Origin of the sequence: Limnobaculum zhutongyuii (assembly GCF_004295645.1) — a bacterium.
In the GTDB taxonomy this organism is placed as follows: Bacteria; Pseudomonadota; Gammaproteobacteria; order Enterobacterales; family Enterobacteriaceae; genus Limnobaculum; species Limnobaculum zhutongyuii.
This window is the reverse complement of record NZ_CP034752.1, coordinates 2,977,023-2,991,990: the sequence shown is the minus strand read 5'-3', so window position 1 is coordinate 2,991,990 and position 14,968 is coordinate 2,977,023. Positions and strand designations below refer to the sequence as shown.

General features: G+C 46.1%; 15 protein-coding genes. 11 read left to right on the top strand and 4 right to left on the bottom strand.

The features are described 5' to 3' along the window. Positions 1-51 precede the first annotated feature (51 nt). The 4 genes from gudD to EKN56_RS13420 all read left to right on the top strand — a co-directional run bounded on the left by gudD (position 52) and on the right by EKN56_RS13420 (position 4,466). Positions 52-1,389, top strand: coding sequence for a glucarate dehydratase (gene gudD, locus EKN56_RS13435; RefSeq protein ID WP_130592246.1), 1,338 nt, complete (start codon positions 52-54; stop codon positions 1,387-1,389). Between the two features lie 110 nt (positions 1,390-1,499). Continuing rightward, entirely contained in the window at positions 1,500-2,267 is a 768-nt protein-coding gene (gene garL / locus EKN56_RS13430) for a 2-dehydro-3-deoxyglucarate aldolase (RefSeq protein WP_130593705.1), read from the top strand. An 82-nt stretch (positions 2,268-2,349) separates the two neighbouring features. Further along, positions 2,350-3,234 (top strand): 2-hydroxy-3-oxopropionate reductase, encoded by an 885-nt coding sequence (gene garR, locus EKN56_RS13425; protein ID WP_130592245.1) that lies wholly within the window; start codon positions 2,350-2,352, stop codon positions 3,232-3,234. An 89-nt stretch (positions 3,235-3,323) separates the two neighbouring features. Next, positions 3,324-4,466 (top strand): glycerate kinase, encoded by a 1,143-nt coding sequence (locus tag EKN56_RS13420; protein WP_130592244.1) that lies wholly within the window; start codon positions 3,324-3,326, stop codon positions 4,464-4,466. Between the two features lie 242 nt (positions 4,467-4,708). Here EKN56_RS13420 and emrB read toward each other — a convergent pair whose 3' ends face one another. The 4 genes from emrB to EKN56_RS13400 all read right to left on the bottom strand — a co-directional run bounded on the left by emrB (position 4,709) and on the right by EKN56_RS13400 (position 9,116). After that, positions 4,709-6,262 carry a multidrug efflux MFS transporter permease subunit EmrB gene (emrB, locus tag EKN56_RS13415; protein ID WP_130593704.1) on the bottom strand — a complete coding sequence of 518 codons (1,554 nt, stop codon included), beginning with the start codon at positions 6,260-6,262 and terminating at the stop codon, positions 4,709-4,711. 8 nt (positions 6,263-6,270) lie between these two features. Further along, positions 6,271-7,437 carry a multidrug efflux MFS transporter periplasmic adaptor subunit EmrA gene (gene emrA, locus EKN56_RS13410; protein WP_130592243.1) on the bottom strand — a complete coding sequence of 389 codons (1,167 nt, stop codon included), beginning with the start codon at positions 7,435-7,437 and terminating at the stop codon, positions 6,271-6,273. Positions 7,438-7,609: 172 nt separating this feature from the next. Further along, on the bottom strand, positions 7,610-8,116 hold the full coding sequence (mprA, locus tag EKN56_RS13405) for a transcriptional repressor MprA (protein WP_130592242.1): 507 nt from the start codon (positions 8,114-8,116) through the stop codon (positions 7,610-7,612). Between the two features lie 292 nt (positions 8,117-8,408). Then, positions 8,409-9,116 carry an XRE family transcriptional regulator gene (locus tag EKN56_RS13400; protein ID WP_130592241.1) on the bottom strand — a complete coding sequence of 236 codons (708 nt, stop codon included), beginning with the start codon at positions 9,114-9,116 and terminating at the stop codon, positions 8,409-8,411. Positions 9,117-9,255: 139 nt separating this feature from the next. Here EKN56_RS13400 and EKN56_RS13395 point away from each other — a divergent pair, with 139 nt between their 5' ends. From EKN56_RS13395 to EKN56_RS13370, 7 genes are all read left to right on the top strand, one after another. Next, entirely contained in the window at positions 9,256-9,615 is a 360-nt protein-coding gene (locus EKN56_RS13395) for an antiterminator Q family protein (protein ID WP_130592240.1), read from the top strand. 454 nt (positions 9,616-10,069) lie between these two features. Then, positions 10,070-10,387, top strand: a complete 318-nt coding sequence (locus EKN56_RS13390) for a phage holin family protein (RefSeq protein WP_168189653.1) — start codon at positions 10,070-10,072, stop codon at positions 10,385-10,387. Then, complete coding sequence (locus tag EKN56_RS13385) at positions 10,377-10,802, top strand: lysozyme (protein WP_130592239.1); 426 nt, start codon at positions 10,377-10,379, stop codon at positions 10,800-10,802. Before EKN56_RS13390 ends, EKN56_RS13385 begins: the two co-directional genes overlap by 11 nt. After that, positions 10,799-11,224 (top strand): hypothetical protein, encoded by a 426-nt coding sequence (locus tag EKN56_RS13380; RefSeq protein WP_130592238.1) that lies wholly within the window; start codon positions 10,799-10,801, stop codon positions 11,222-11,224. Before EKN56_RS13385 ends, EKN56_RS13380 begins: the two co-directional genes overlap by 4 nt. Further along, positions 11,163-11,321 carry a hypothetical protein gene (locus EKN56_RS21725; protein ID WP_456085565.1) on the top strand — a complete coding sequence of 53 codons (159 nt, stop codon included), beginning with the start codon at positions 11,163-11,165 and terminating at the stop codon, positions 11,319-11,321. The genes EKN56_RS13380 and EKN56_RS21725 overlap by 62 nt, the downstream gene beginning before the upstream one ends. 228 nt (positions 11,322-11,549) lie before the next feature. Continuing rightward, on the top strand, positions 11,550-12,986 hold the full coding sequence (locus tag EKN56_RS13375; RefSeq protein ID WP_130592237.1) for a beta propeller repeat protein: 1,437 nt from the start codon (positions 11,550-11,552) through the stop codon (positions 12,984-12,986). 570 nt (positions 12,987-13,556) lie between these two features. After that, positions 13,557-14,966 carry a hypothetical protein gene (locus EKN56_RS13370; protein WP_130592236.1) on the top strand — a complete coding sequence of 470 codons (1,410 nt, stop codon included), beginning with the start codon at positions 13,557-13,559 and terminating at the stop codon, positions 14,964-14,966. The last annotated feature ends 2 nt before the right edge of the window (positions 14,967-14,968 follow it).

Here is a 14,968-nt window from a genome sequence, read left to right as displayed (position 1 = left end):
GGCTAAAACAGACTTAATTTATTGAATAATAGAGAACAAGGTGGATTAACTATGAGCGCTTCATCATCCCCAATGATTATTGAAATGCAGGTGATTCCGGTTGCCGGACACGACAGCATGTTGTTAAACCTTAGCGGTGCTCACGCACCTTACTTCACACGTAATATCGTGATTATGAAAGACAATGCCGGTAATACCGGTGTTGGTGAAGTTCCGGGGGGCGAGAAGATTCGCCAGACGCTGGAAGATGCCAGACCATTAATCATTGGTAAAACTCTGGGTGAATATAAAAATGTTATGAATACCGTTCGTGCCCAGTTCTCCGACAGAGACTCAGGTGGTCGTGGCACTCAGACATTTGACCTGCGTACCACCATCCACGTCGTAACCGCAATAGAAGCGGCGATGCTTGATCTGCTGGGGCAACATTTAGGGGTGACAGTGGCTTCCCTGCTGGGGGATGGTCAGCAGCGTGATGAAGTGGAAATGCTGGGATATCTGTTCTACATCGGCGATCGTAAGAAAACTGACCTGCCTTATCAAAGCCAGCCGGATGATAAATGCGATTGGTATCGTCTGCGTCATGAAGAGGCGTTAACACCGGATAGCGTAGTGCGTCTGGCAGAAACCGCATATGAAAAGTATGGTTTTAATGACTTTAAACTCAAAGGCGGTGTACTGGCTGGGGAAGAGGAGGCTGAGTCTATTATTGCTCTGTCTAAACGCTTCCCACAGGCGCGTATCACGCTGGACCCCAATGGTGCCTGGTCACTGGATGAAGCGATTCGCATTGGTAAATACCTGCGTGGTTATCTGGCCTATGCAGAAGACCCATGTGGTGCTGAAGCGGGTTATTCCGGTCGTGAAATTATGGCTGAATTCCGCCGCGCCACCGGCCTGTTAACCGCAACCAACATGATTGCCACTGACTGGCGTCAAATGGGGCATACCATTCAGCTTCATTCAGTGGACATTCCACTGGCTGACCCGCATTTCTGGACCATGCAAGGTTCGGTACGCGTAGCACAAATGTGCCACGAATGGGGCCTGACCTGGGGCTCTCATTCTAATAACCACTTTGATATTTCACTGGCGATGTTTACTCAGGTTGCCGCAGCGGCACCGGGCAAAATTACCGCCATTGATACTCACTGGATCTGGCAGGAAGGCAATCAGCGTATCACCAAAGAGCCACTGCAAATTAAGGGCGGTATGGTACAAGTGCCGAAGAAACCGGGTCTGGGTGTTGAGATCGACATGGATCAGGTGCTTAAAGCCCACGAGCTGTATAAAAACATGGGACTGGGTGCCCGTGATGATGCGATGGGTATGCAGTATCTGGTTCCAAACTGGACCTTTGATAACAAACGTCCTTGTCTGGTTCGTTAATCAAAGAGGGGCTGCGGTAATGGCCGTAGCCCGTCGGAAAGATTATCACTCAGGCTTAATTAATACTGAATCACCAGCCGTCGTGCTGCAGATAATAAAAAGGATTCATGATGTCTAAATCTACCGTTGTTAACCCATTTCGTCAGGATCTCCTGGGTGGTAAAACATTAATTGGTTGCTGGGCTTCACTTGCCAGTCCTATCACCACTGAGGTTCTGGGCTATGCCGGTTTTGACTGGCTGCTGCTGGACGGCGAACATGCCCCAAACGACGTAACGACCTTTATCCCTCAACTGATGGCGCTAAAAGGCAGCGACAGCGCAGCCATTGTGCGCCCTCAGTCCAACGATCCGGTCACCATTAAGCGTTTACTGGATATTGGTTTCCATAATCTGTTGATTCCTTTTGTTGAGTCAGAAGAAGAAGCATTGCAGGCGGTGGCTTCTACACGTTATCCACCACAGGGTATTCGTGGCGTATCGGTATCTCATCGCAGCAACTGTTACGGCACCGTAGCGGATTACTTCAGCAAAATTAACGACAACATCAGTGTGATGGTGCAAATCGAAAGCCAGCAGGGTGTCGATAATCTGGATGCCATTGCAGCGGTAGAGGGCGTGGATTGCATCTTTGTAGGACCAAGTGACCTGTCGGCTGCGCTGGGCTATTTAGGTCAGGCCGGACATCCGGAAGTGCAAAAAACGATTCGCCATATTTTTGAGCGTGCAAAAGCACATGGTAAGGCCTGCGGCATTCTGGCTCCGGTAGAAGCGGATGCGCGCCGCTACCTTGAGTGGGGCGCAACCTTTGTTGCCGTTGGCAGCGATCTTGGCGTTTTCCGTACCGCCACTCAGGCACTGAAAGACAAATATAAGTAATTGTCTGACGACAATTCTGTTTTACCCCTTCTCCTGTGGTTAATGCCACAGGATTGAGAACGAACACTATGAGGAATATGTAATGAAAATCGGTTTTATTGGCTTAGGGATTATGGGCAAACCAATGAGCAAAAATCTGCTGAAAGCGGGTTACTCGTTAGTTGTCATGGATCGCAATGCGGATTCCATTGCTGAAGCTGTCGCAGCCGGTGCCGTCGCTGCGGCAACGCCAAAAGCGGTAGCAGAGCAAAGTGATGTGATTATTACGATGCTGCCAAATTCACCGCAGGTAAAAGAGGTTGTTCTGGGAGAGAATGGCGTTATTGAAGGTGCAAAGAAAGGCGCTATCGTTATTGATATGAGTTCCATTGCGCCACTGGCCAGCCGTGAAATCTGTGCAGCACTGGCTGAGAAAGGGGTAGAAATGCTGGATGCTCCAGTGAGCGGCGGCGAACCAAAAGCGATTGATGGCACTCTGTCCGTTATGGTTGGCGGTAATAAAGCAATATTTGATAGCTGCTTTGACATCATGAAGGCGATGGCAGGTTCTGTGGTTCATACTGGTGATATTGGTGCCGGTAACGTCACTAAACTGGCTAATCAGGTCATCGTTGCACTGAATATTGCAGCCATGTCTGAAGCACTGGTACTGGCAACCAAAGCGGGAGTCAATCCGGATCTGGTGTATCAGGCTATCCGTGGTGGGCTGGCGGGTAGTACCGTACTGGATGCCAAAGCACCTATGGTGATGGATCGTAACTTTAAGCCAGGCTTCCGTATCGATTTGCATATTAAAGATCTGGCGAATGCGCTGGATACATCACATGGGGTTGGTGCTCAACTGCCATTGACTGCGGCAGTAATGGAAATGATGCAAGCCCTGAAAGCGGATGATATGGGAACTTCTGACCACTGTGCTTTAGCACGTTACTATGAGAAGTTGGCTAAAGTTGAAGTTACCCGGTAATAACCGTTTGTCCACCTTCACAGGTGAACGGCGGGCAAAGGTATCGTATCTATCGTTGGTCATTCAATAATCTTATATATGGATAGGTTATGAAAATAGTCATCGCACCGGATTCCTACAAAGAAAGTCTGAGCGCACTGGATGTTGCGACCCAGATTGAAGCTGGATTTCGTGAGATTTTCCCACAGGCCGAGTACATAAAACTACCGGTTGCCGATGGGGGAGAAGGAACAGTAGAAGCGATGGTAGCCGCGACATCAGGGAAAGTTCTTACAGTAGATGTGACCGATCCATTAGGTGAACGAGGCTCTGCTTTTTTAGGACTGTCCGGTGACGAGCGCTATGCCATTATTGAGATGGCGGCAGCCAGTGGACTTGAGCGAGTTCCAGCCAGTCAGCGTAATCCAATGATAACCACTTCGTTTGGCACCGGAGAGTTGATTGTTGAAGCGCTTAACAGTGGAGTAAAACACTGCATTATTGGCATTGGTGGCAGCGCTACGAATGACGGCGGTGCAGGGATGGTTCAGGCATTGGGTGCTAAATTACTCGATGAAAACGACCAACAAATTGGATTTGGTGGTGCAGAGCTTGCCCGTTTGCATCGTATTGATGTGAGTCAGATGGATAAGCGTATTGCCAACTGCCGGTTTGAGGTAGCCTGCGATGTCACTAACCCATTAACCGGCACACAGGGCGCTTCAGCGATATTTGGCCCACAGAAAGGCGCAACACCAGCGATGATCGAACAGCTGGATGCCAATCTGCTTCACTATGCAAAGATTATTCAACGCGATCTTGGGCTGGATGTGAATGATGTTCCGGGAGCAGGGGCTGCGGGTGGTATGGGAGCCGCTTTACTGGCTTTTCTTGGCGCCGAGCTGCGTCCGGGTATTGATATTGTTACGGAAGCTGTTGGGCTGGATGAGGTGGTCAGAGACGCGGATTTGGTGATTACCGGTGAAGGCCGAATCGATAGCCAAACCGTTAACGGCAAAGTACCCATTGGGGTTGCCAGAGTGGCTAAACGCTACCATAAACCGGTGATCGCCATTGCCGGCAGTCTGAGTAGCGATGTGGATATTGTCTATCAGCACGGCCTGGATGCGGCGTTTAGCGTACTGTATAAAATCAGTTCATTAGATGAAGCACTGGCTCAGGCGGCGGATAATGTCAGGATGACAGCCAGAAATGTAGCGATGGTGTATCGCTTAGGATTATCTGCAAAATGATGGTTTGATTTGTAGATGATTCTGTTTTGAGTAAGTTCTGCCCGTAATAATGCAGTGCTTCGCCAAACATCCCTGTTTGGCGTGCTACTCTCTTTCAGTCGTCAGCTAATTCCAGCGATCTGAAAGCTCAAGGGATAAGTCAAAAGAGAAGACGATTAATAAAAAACAACCTGTGTACCGAACGACATCAGGTTGTTTTTCTATTCAGATAATACATTTATAAACAACAGGTTTGCTGTTATTTAGTGCTCTGCACTCCGATGTGCGGCTCCGCCACCAATAATAAACGGCGGTTTAGCAAACCAGACAAATACCAGCAGCAGCAGGAAGATGCCACCAAATAACCAGAAGATCTCATTGGCAGAAATAATCAGTCCCTGATTGGTTATCTGATTGTTAAGATAAGCGCTAATTTGCTCCGGCGACATTCCCATTTTCCCCATAGACTCATAAGTTTGCTGTGATAGCGGATTATGCGGATTAATAGCCTCGGTTAATCGGGTATGGTGCAGGGCTTCCCTTTGGGTCCAGGAGGTGGTGGTAATCGATGTGCCAACGGAACCCGCCAGAGTACGCAAAAAGTTGGACAGGCTGGATGCAGCCGCAATTTTTGACGGTTCCACATCGGAAAGCGTAATTGTCGTCAGCGGCATAAAGAAACAGGCAATGGCAAAGCCCTGCACGAATTGCGGCCAGGCCACGGCAGCAAAATCCATTGCTGGCTCAAAAGTATAGGCCCGCCAGTAGAAGCAACCGGCATACACAATGAAGCTAAAGGTAACTAATCGACGTAAATCGATTTTAGGGCCATATTTACCAATTATTGGCGCTAATAACAGCGGAATTAACCCAATGGGTGCCGCAGCCAGTCCCGCCCAGGTGGCGGTATAACCATATACCACTTGCAATAACTGTGGTTGCAATACAATTGAACCGATATACAGCATGAATGCCAGACTGATACACAGGCATCCGATGGTGAAGTTTCTCGATTTAAACAGCGATAAATCGACGATCGGGTGGTCGTCGGTTAACTCCCAAATTATCAGGAAGGTGATGGCCACCACGGCAATCACCGACAAAACGATGATTTCAGTTGAGTGGAACCAGTCCAGCTCTTTACCCCGGTCAAGTAGCATCTGGAAGCAGCCAATTCCCACCACCAGCAAGACCAGGCCAACCGTATCAATAGGGCGGATCTCGGTTGGCGTTTCCCGATCTTTTAAGATGCCCCAGGTAATGATAACCACAGCAATACCGACCGGAACGTTAATATAGAAAATCCATCCCCAGTGATAGTTATCGCTAATCCAGCCCCCAAGTATTGGCCCAAAAATGGGGGCTACCGTTACCGTCATTGACCAGAGCGCCAGCGCCATACTGCGTTTCAGCGGAGGGTAGTTATTCAACAGCAGGCTTTGTGATAGCGGCATAATGGGTCCGGCCACCAGTCCCTGAATAACCCGGGAGAGAATAAGCATCTCCAGACTATGCGACATTCCGCACAGCCATGAAGCCACCACAAATAGCGTAATGGAGGCCATAAACAGGCGAACTTCACCAACGCGTTTAGCAAACCAGCCGGTTAGCGGAATGGAGATAGCGTTAGCCACACCAAAAGAGGTGATAACCCATGTGCCCTGAGAAAGGGATGAACCCAGATCGCCAGAAATGGTTGGAATAGCCACGTTAGCGATGGTGGAGTCCAGCACTTGCATAAATGTCGCCAGTGCCAGAGCCAACGTGATCCAACCTAATTGAGCCCCTTCAAGAGGCTTTAGCGGTGCGTTATTCATTTTTGGCATCAGTTGCCAGCGTTGGCATGAATAATATCAGTAATCAACGTATTGACTGGCGTCAGGTCATAAGTGAGCGCATTAGTCTCATAGGCCACTCCCGGACGAGGTTTTTCAGCCAGTACCAAGCCATTTTGGTCGGCAGTATCTACCGTAACTTCCATTGACAGACCAATACGTAGCGGGTGTTGTGCAACCTGCTGTTGGTCAAGTTCAATACGTACAGGCAGGCGCTGCACTACTTTAATCCAGTTTCCGGTAGCGTTTTGCGCCGGAAGGAGAGAGAACGCGCTACCGGTTCCCATATCGAGCCCTGCGACGGTGCCGGTATATTCCACATCATCACCATAGAAATCGCTGGTAATGTGGACCGGCTGGCCGATGCGCATATTGGCCAGTTGAGTCTCTTTAAAGTTAGCATCAACCCAAACCTGATCGGCCGGCACTATCACCATTAGTGGGTTACCCACGGCGATTTGTGAACCAACCTGAACGCTACGACGTGAGACGTAACCATTAATCGGAGAGACCACTTTAGTGCGCTGTAGGGTTAACCAGGCATCCCGTAGCTGAGATGAGGCATGCAACACAGAAGGGTGCTGTTCGAGTGGCGTATTAAGTACCAGTGCGTTGTTGGCCTGATATTGTTGTAAAGCGACTTCCAGTTCGGCACGAGCGCTAACGGCGGCATCTCTGGCGTGCTGTAACTCTTCTTTACCGATAGCGGCGGCTTTACCCAGCGTTTCTCTACGCGCCAGATCTGCTGCTGCCTGACTCAGAGCGGTTTTCTTCAGCTCAATATTGGCCTGCAACTGGCGGTTATTAATAATGAGTTGATGAGTTTGTCGCACGCTATTTGCCAGCGCGGTTTTTGCGCGCTCAAAGGCTTGCTGTGCATCCGTTGGATCCAGCGTGAGCAGAACATCTCCCTGTTTTACCCGGTCGGTATTATCCACATGGATAGTGGTTACGTTTCCGGCTATCTGGGCCATAATCTGGATCTGATTACCGGCCACATAAGCATCGTCAGTTGTTTGATGATGACGTAACGCCACAAACCAATAGATGGCATAACCCGCGCCAATAATGATAAACAGCGAAGATGCTATTGCCATTGCCAGTTTACGGGTTTGCTTTTTGTTTTTTGGTTGCGGGGAGAGCGTTTCCGCGGACATTTGGTTCTACCTCAAATAAGTTTGCTCTGAATGGTATTCGTCAGCCATTCAGTTACCCTGAAATTCAGCGCTATAGTTTATGGGTATTTTGTGCAATAAGGCAGTGATAAACTGCTGTAATTTAGCAGTATACGATGGGATCGCATATTTAGCTAAATTACAGCATTAACAATCAGGCGTGATCGATAGTTTCCAGACGGGTAAGCAGTTTGCGATTTAACGATTCAAGTTGAGCGCGCTCTTCTTCAGAGAAAACATCCCAAATCTTAATTAAATTAGCATGTTGCTGTGGAAACATACCGCTAAGAAAATCTTGTCCGGCTGGTGTCAAAAACAGGTGCAGGCAACGGCGGTCCTTGCCACTTTCTTTACGAACGATCCATCCCTTTTTTTCCAGATCGTCAGCAATACGTGTAGCATTAGTTCTGGACGAACCCAGAGCCAGGCTTAATTCTGATGGTTGAATTGATTTGTCTTTTTGTGCATTCAATATGACTAACGCCATAAACAGCGTTTCATTTATTCCCTGCGCCTTGAAATTTTTATTCCGATATTCAAGTAACTTTGAGTGGGTATGCATGCTAAGACGGGTTAGCTGGATTTCCTGACGCGGAAACTCTTCCTGTGTTGTTGCGTACAGGCTTAAAATACTTTCGGTAGGCGAAAATGAACTTTCCATGTGCTACATTCTCCTCGTTAGCGTTGCATAATAATAACGTTGATAATACCCATAAGTAAATATTTCAAATATTGTAACGTAGTGTTTATTAGTTTAATCGGATTAATTAAGCCCATTTATACAACGCTTTGACAATGTTTTTTTTATAATATTTTTTATCTGTCATTGTATCGATAGTGAATAAGGCAATAATCACGCGGTTTGTGGAGTAGGTAGTTAAAAATATGGATGGGTTGCGCCTGACAGATTTGTGATCTGAACAGGCTTTTTTTCAATATATAAAAACGTTTTCTTACCAAAGCGTGGATGACCAAAAAACACGCCCAATAATATGAATGCGTTGTTCAAACTCTTCTCTGGTTAGCTGCTCATCAGGGTAATCGGTGTTGTTAAAGCTCTTAATGATCATGCCACCATCCGGACGAGGGATCAGCTGTTTTACTCTGATCAGATTCCCATCACGGATAGCGTACAGATCGCCATCAATAATCGTTGAGTTATTAGCAGTATCAATACCTACCACATCTCCGCTACGCAACATTGGCGCCATGCTATTGCCGATAACCCTGACAACTCGGGCATTAACCCCCATTCTGCGTAGAGTATACCGACGAAACGGCAGGGCATAGATTTCATGCTCATTATCCGCCATCGCGCCATCGCCACAGGCCGCTTCCACATTCAGCATTGAGACTTCGACAAACTCGTCCTTGTCGCGATTCATTGATTCCCATTCTTCAACTCGCAGGCTACTGGCCTTGATTTCACTGTCGTATATATCTACGGACTTAATGGGAACTGATTCATCACCAAATAATAGCCATTGTGGGCTGACCTCTAATGCTTCTGCCAGCCTGTCCAAATTGCGTGGCGATCGGGTTTGGCCCGATTCAATTTTATTAATTGATTGTTGGCTGACCTGAATCTTTTCTGCCAGGGTTTTTTGACTTAAACCCAACTGTTCGCGCCGCTTTGCAACGCGTTCTGCTAACGTCTGCATAGTGATTCTCATTATAGATAAAAGATGAAACTGACAACTAAATATAGTTCTACTATAACAACTAATATATGTTGATCAACCTTTAATTTTCGATTACCATAGCTTCACAACTAATTGTTGTTAATGTCCGGGGGGATAAATGCACAATATCAAGACAACTTTAGAGATGTGGGGCAACTGGGCTCGTTGTAATGTCGGCACTGAATATTCCAAAGTCAATGTCACTTTTCAGTCGGTTTTACCGGACAGCAGTTCGACATTTTTCCGCACCGATGATGAGCAGGGAATGGTGGTTGATTCTGCTGTTGCCGGACTTCGTCATTATGATCAGTTGGCTTATAAGTTGGTGATTGCACACTATGTTTACCGAATTAGCCAGTCAAAATTAGCGAAGCAATTGGGTAAGGCTCAGAGCTATATTGCAGGAATTTTAAGAGTCGCTGAAGCTTTTATTGCCGGACAAATTTTTGTTCAAACGGGAGAGGCGGTTGCTGTCTGATGGCGTTTTATGAAGCTTAGTTTTTGCATTTATGTGCTGCCAAAAGGCGGCACTTTTCATTTTCAGGCCCCCTATAAATAAAGTTGTTAAAACAAATAAAAGGTGTTGACTTCATCTGATTATCAGGTATAGTAAGCAGTATAAAGTCACAAAGTTGTATCCAAAGAGTGCTTCTACAAATGCCCGCTATTGAATGCGGGCATTTTTGTTTTTATCACCTGGTGGAGTACGGCTCTGTGGCCTTATTTGATACGAACAAGCACAAATGGAAAACAAGCCCGAATGGCAAAAAGGTGTCATAAATGCTGTCCGTCAACAGCCCCGGTACTTATTAACAAAAATTGTTAAACCACAGGATGCCGTACATTAACCATGTGTGACGTATCAGTCTGTCAAATTTAGCCCCGCTTTGCGGGGCTTTTTTATTTCTCCCGTTTAGGAGTTGAAAACATAAATGCCAATAAAAGAACCTGAAAACTTCAGTTTATTTAGTTACTTGCTCGTATTGATTATGACTTTACTGGGCGCTATTGCCAGCTATGCCTACCGAATCCTCAATGGCGAAGAGTTTCGCTGGTCGATTCTTTTGCTGCAAGCCATCGTGGCTATCTTCGCCGGTGCGCTGGTGTTGCTGGCCGCCAATTATTATCACTGGGCTGCTGAATTTGCCGGCGGCATTGCCGGATTATCCGGCTGGTCTGGTGCGGAATTTATTAAAACCCTGGAAAAGCGTTTTCTAAAGCGGGTCCATGGAGGAAATCATGATAACTAGCCAGCATGGTGTGGATCACATCAAGTCTTTTGAATCCTGCCAGCTAAAAGCTTATCTCTGCCCGGCAAACGTATGGACCATCGGTTATGGCCATACTGCCGGTGTTAAATCAGGAGACCAGATTAGTCAGATGCAGGCGGAGCGCTATCTGAAGGCCGATCTGGTTCGTGTAGAGCAGGATATTCAAAAAATTGTCCGTGTTCCTTTAACTCAGGGGCAGTTCGATGCATTGGTTTCTTTTGCATTTAATTGTGGAACACGAGCACTCAGCACTTCAACCCTGCTACGTAAGCTTAACCAGCGAGACTACAGCGGTGCTGCGGAAGAGTTTTCCCGCTGGGTGTATGCCAATGGAAAACGATTAGGAGGGCTGGAGCGCCGTCGACGTCTGGAAAAACGGATGTTTGAGTCATGAGTTTTACCCATAAGTGGATTACCGCCGCATTAGCGGCGTTATGCATTGTTGTGTTGCTGCTCTATTGCCGCTGGTTGAGTCATCAACTGAATCAGCTAAGGAATGAGAAGCAACAGGCAGTGGTGGCGTTAGCCGAAGAACGGGCCTATTCAGCCAAGATCAGGACCCAGTACTTGCAAATCCAGGAGGTGATGGATGGTGTTGCAGAGCAAAAACAACAGAGTGAAAAACGTACTGCAGCGTTGCAACGGGCACTGGCACAAAGCCAACTGGAGAGTCCCTGCGTTGCTGTTCCCGTTCCTGATGCTGTTACTCAGCGGTTGCGTGAGCGAGTCGCCGAAGTCAACGCCACCGCTGCCGGTGCCAACAAGTCTGTTCAAGCCTTGCCTGGTGCCAACTTATCAAGTTCAACATTACGGTGATTATCCCGGCTATATAGCCGAGCTTTTCGCTGTGATTGAACAATGTAATGGGCAATTAAAGGGGGTACAGAAAATTCTGAATGCATCGGTAAAGTAAAAATTTCTATATGTGGGGCAAGCGGACCAATGTTTTTTCGTCATTTCTTAGAGTGGGAGAGCTCTGTGGTGGTTGATAAGGCTGTTTATGCGTTATATCCGCGTTATCACCAGCAAAGTATGAAGAAAAAATACATCTGAAAAAATTAGAAAAAACAAGAAGAAACATGGCGTCAGGTATTGGTAATCAATTGATATCGGCCAAATTACATTAATCTTTAGGTGGTTTATGATGAAGCTTGAAAAAATAACAAAAGTACCCGGGTTTGATAAAGAAGATCCTGACAACGCGCGTCAAAATAACTATGCGTGGAGTATGACGGGGTTTGGCGACTACGTTTACGTCGGAACCGGTCGGAACGTTCCTTATAATGGTTATGGAAATTTTGATTTACCCGCTCCGGATGCTTTTACACCGGAAAACCCAACGATGACTGCGGAAATATGGCGTTATCCAAAGTGTAGTCATGGTCACAAACATTGGGAACGCGTTTTCCGGGCTCCCAAAGAATGGAGTGTGATGGGTTTTCGAAGCATGGAAGTATTTACCGATGATAAAGGAGAGACGGCCTTATATTGCGGTTGCTATGCCAGAGGAAACGGCCCTTCATATATGTTGAAATCCACTGATGGTGTGAGTTGGAGGCATATTCCGGCAGGCATTGAACCGGGTTACAGCACGCGAAGCGTTAAGACACATAAAGGAAAGCTATATACCTCCGCGCTGCACCAATTCACTACTGAACTGGAAAGTTTTTTATATGTTACCGAAAACCCTGAAAAGGGCTGGACTCGTGTCAATACAGACACGATAAGCGGTGAGATATTTAATATGATTAGTTTTAATGGCAGCTTGTATCTGGCAACGATGCCGGTGGGTGGCTTTGAGTTATGGCGTTGCGAAGATCCTGAAAGCGGTAAATGGAAGCGAGTCATTGATAAGGGTGCCGGTGATGCACTTAATGAATGTCCACTTTCTTTAGAAGTATTTGAAGATCATCTCTATATTGGCGTTGGCATCAGCTGTGAGTTTTACAGTACCGATCCGGTCAATCCGTGGGTAGTTCCTAAAGGGTTTGATTTGATCAGAATATCAAAAACTGACAAGTGGGAAGTTATCGTCGGACAGAAGCCTATTGCACCGACTAAGACCACTACCGGAACTCGAAATTTAGGCAAGTATCCATCAGGCCTTGGCAATATGTGTAACGCATACTGCTGGGAATTACGCAGTTTTGGCGGACGACTGTATCTGGGAACCTGGGATACACGCAGGATTAATCAAACGTTTATTAGCGATTTTATTCTGCGCCCTACGATGGAACGATACAAAAAGTTTGGTTCTTTCCTGGTTGGGTTTATCAAAAGTGTTGGTAAGAATATTATTGAAGATGACTACCATATGCTGCGTTGGCTCAAAGCATTTCTCTGTACTTATCTCAAGCGCGAAAAGAGTCTTGGTTTCGATTTTGCCAGCAGTAAAGACGGCAAAACGTTCGAGATGATTTCCATTGATGGTTTTGGTAATAAGGAAAATATGGGAATCCGGAGAATGTATACCCCAGACGATCGAATTATGTATATCGGTACAGCCTGTGGTTCTCAGGGGTGTGAAGTTTGGACCTTAGAAGAAGATAAGTGTAAGTGTTGTAACTCATGTAACTGATAGCCAGGATACTTCAGCTTATTTTATTGGTTATCAGATATTGTTAGCCACAATAAAGTAGAAAGGTTATATCCAAATGAGTATAGAAAGGGCCAGCATAAATATGTTGGCCCTTTTTTTACAATACAATTCTTGAAGTTGTCATTTTTTATTGTGTTCGATATTACGCGGTTAGTCTATTAATACCGTTATATCAGCTGTTATTGCTTAGCAATCATTTATCTCTTTATTACTAGTCTCAGCCCGCATTATGTCGGGCTTTTTTATTCTGTTTTTTTGCTGTTATCGAACAATACAACAGACAACTAAAGGAGGGTTCTGAATACAGTTGTCACGTGAAAATTCTATATACCACTAAAAACAAACCCATATTTTTTCGTCATTTCTCAGGGTGGGAGAACTCTGTGATGGTTGATAAGGCTTTTGAGAGGTTATTTCTGTTTTATCACCAGCAAAGGATGAAGAGGAAATAGATACAGGATAGGTAGGAAAAATAATAAGGGAAATGGTTGCGGGTATCAGCAATAGCCTGATAGCGGCCAAATTATATCAATTTTTAGGTGGTTTATAATGAATTTTGAAAAAATAACAGAAGTACCCGGGTTCGATAAAGCAGATCCTGGCAACGCTCGCCAGAATAACTATGCGTGGAGTATGACTGGCTTTGGCGACTATGTTTATGTCGGGACCGGTCGGAACGTTCCCTATAATGGCTATGGAAATTTTGGTCTAATCGCTCCGGAAGCTTATACGCCGGAGAATCCGACGATGGCTGCTGAAATATGGCGTTACCCAAAATACGGTAGCAAACACAGAGAATGGGAACGTGTTTTCCGTGCACCAGTTGAATGGAACATGATGGGATTCAGGAGTATGGAGGTATTCACCGATAATAAAGGTGAAACAGCCTTGTATTGTGGCTGCTATGCCAGAGGAAATGGCCCTTCATATATGTTGAAATCCACTGACGGTAGGAATTGGAAACACCTTCCTGCCGGAATTGAACCAGGATACAGCACGCGAAGCGTTAAGGCGCATAAAGGAAAGCTATATACCTCCGCTTTACATCAGTACACCACCGAACTGGAAAGTTTTTTATATGTTAGCGAAAACCCGGAAAAGGGCTGTGCTCGGGTAAACACCAGCGGAATCACCGGTGAGATCTTTAATATGATCAGCTTTAACGGCAGCTTATATCTGGCAACGATGCCGGTGGGTGGGTTTGAGTTATGGCGTTGCGAAGATCCCGAAAGTGGTAAATGGAAATGTATCGTTGATAAAGGGGCTGGTGATGCACTGAATGAATGCCCGCTATCTTTAGAAGTATTTGATAATCACCTTTATATAGGTGTCGGTATCAGCTGTTCACTTTATAGCACCGATCCGGTCAACCGCTGGGTTGTATCTAAAGGGTTTGATTTAGTCCGGGTATCAACCGCCGATCGGTGGGAAATTATCATTGGACAAGAGCCTATTGCGCCAACTCAGCCAACAACCGGCACCAGAAACTTAAGCCAGTATCCCTCGGGCCTTGGAAATATGGCTAATGGATATTGCTGGGAGCTGCGCAGTTTCGGCGGACAACTGTATTTGGGAACCTGGGATACCGGTACGGTTTATAAGACGTTTCTCAGCGATTTGATCTTGCATCCTTCTGCTGAGAAGTACTCAAAACTTGTCACTTTTCTTCGAGGATTTTTCAAAAGTATCAATAATAATATCGTTGAAGATGACTACCATATGACGCGTTGGTTCAAAGCATGGTTCCGTACTTTTCTTGAATATCCAAAGAGCCTTGGTTTTGATTTTGCCAGCAGTAAAGACGGTAAGACTTTTGAGATGATTTCGGTTGATGGTTTTGGCAATAAAGAAAATATGGGGATACGGAAAATGTATACCCCTGACGATCAAACGTTGTATATCGGTACTGCTTCTGCCTCTCAGGGGTGTGAAGTTTGGACCATGAAAAAACAGCTGTAATA

Bases quoted from the DNA above. Each gene is read 5' to 3' on its own strand.
- EKN56_RS13420 (WP_130592244.1), top strand. From the start codon at position 3,324: ATGAAAATAGTCATCGCACCGGATTCCTACAAAGAAAGTCTGAGCGCA.
- EKN56_RS13390 (WP_168189653.1), top strand. From the start codon at position 10,070: ATGCCAATAAAAGAACCTGAAAACTTCAGTTTATTTAGTTACTTGCTC.
- mprA (WP_130592242.1), bottom strand. From the start codon at position 8,116: ATGGAAAGTTCATTTTCGCCTACCGAAAGTATTTTAAGCCTGTACGCA.
- EKN56_RS13395 (WP_130592240.1), top strand. From the start codon at position 9,256: ATGCACAATATCAAGACAACTTTAGAGATGTGGGGCAACTGGGCTCGT.
- EKN56_RS13380 (WP_130592238.1), top strand. From the start codon at position 10,799: ATGAGTTTTACCCATAAGTGGATTACCGCCGCATTAGCGGCGTTATGC.
- garR (WP_130592245.1), top strand. From the start codon at position 2,350: ATGAAAATCGGTTTTATTGGCTTAGGGATTATGGGCAAACCAATGAGC.
- garL (WP_130593705.1), top strand. From the start codon at position 1,500: ATGTCTAAATCTACCGTTGTTAACCCATTTCGTCAGGATCTCCTGGGT.
- EKN56_RS13400 (WP_130592241.1), bottom strand. From the start codon at position 9,116: ATGCAGACGTTAGCAGAACGCGTTGCAAAGCGGCGCGAACAGTTGGGT.
- gudD (WP_130592246.1), top strand. From the start codon at position 52: ATGAGCGCTTCATCATCCCCAATGATTATTGAAATGCAGGTGATTCCG.
- emrB (WP_130593704.1), bottom strand. From the start codon at position 6,262: ATGAATAACGCACCGCTAAAGCCTCTTGAAGGGGCTCAATTAGGTTGG.
- EKN56_RS13385 (WP_130592239.1), top strand. From the start codon at position 10,377: ATGATAACTAGCCAGCATGGTGTGGATCACATCAAGTCTTTTGAATCC.
- emrA (WP_130592243.1), bottom strand. From the start codon at position 7,437: ATGTCCGCGGAAACGCTCTCCCCGCAACCAAAAAACAAAAAGCAAACC.
- EKN56_RS13375 (WP_130592237.1), top strand. From the start codon at position 11,550: ATGATGAAGCTTGAAAAAATAACAAAAGTACCCGGGTTTGATAAAGAA.
- EKN56_RS13370 (WP_130592236.1), top strand. From the start codon at position 13,557: ATGAATTTTGAAAAAATAACAGAAGTACCCGGGTTCGATAAAGCAGAT.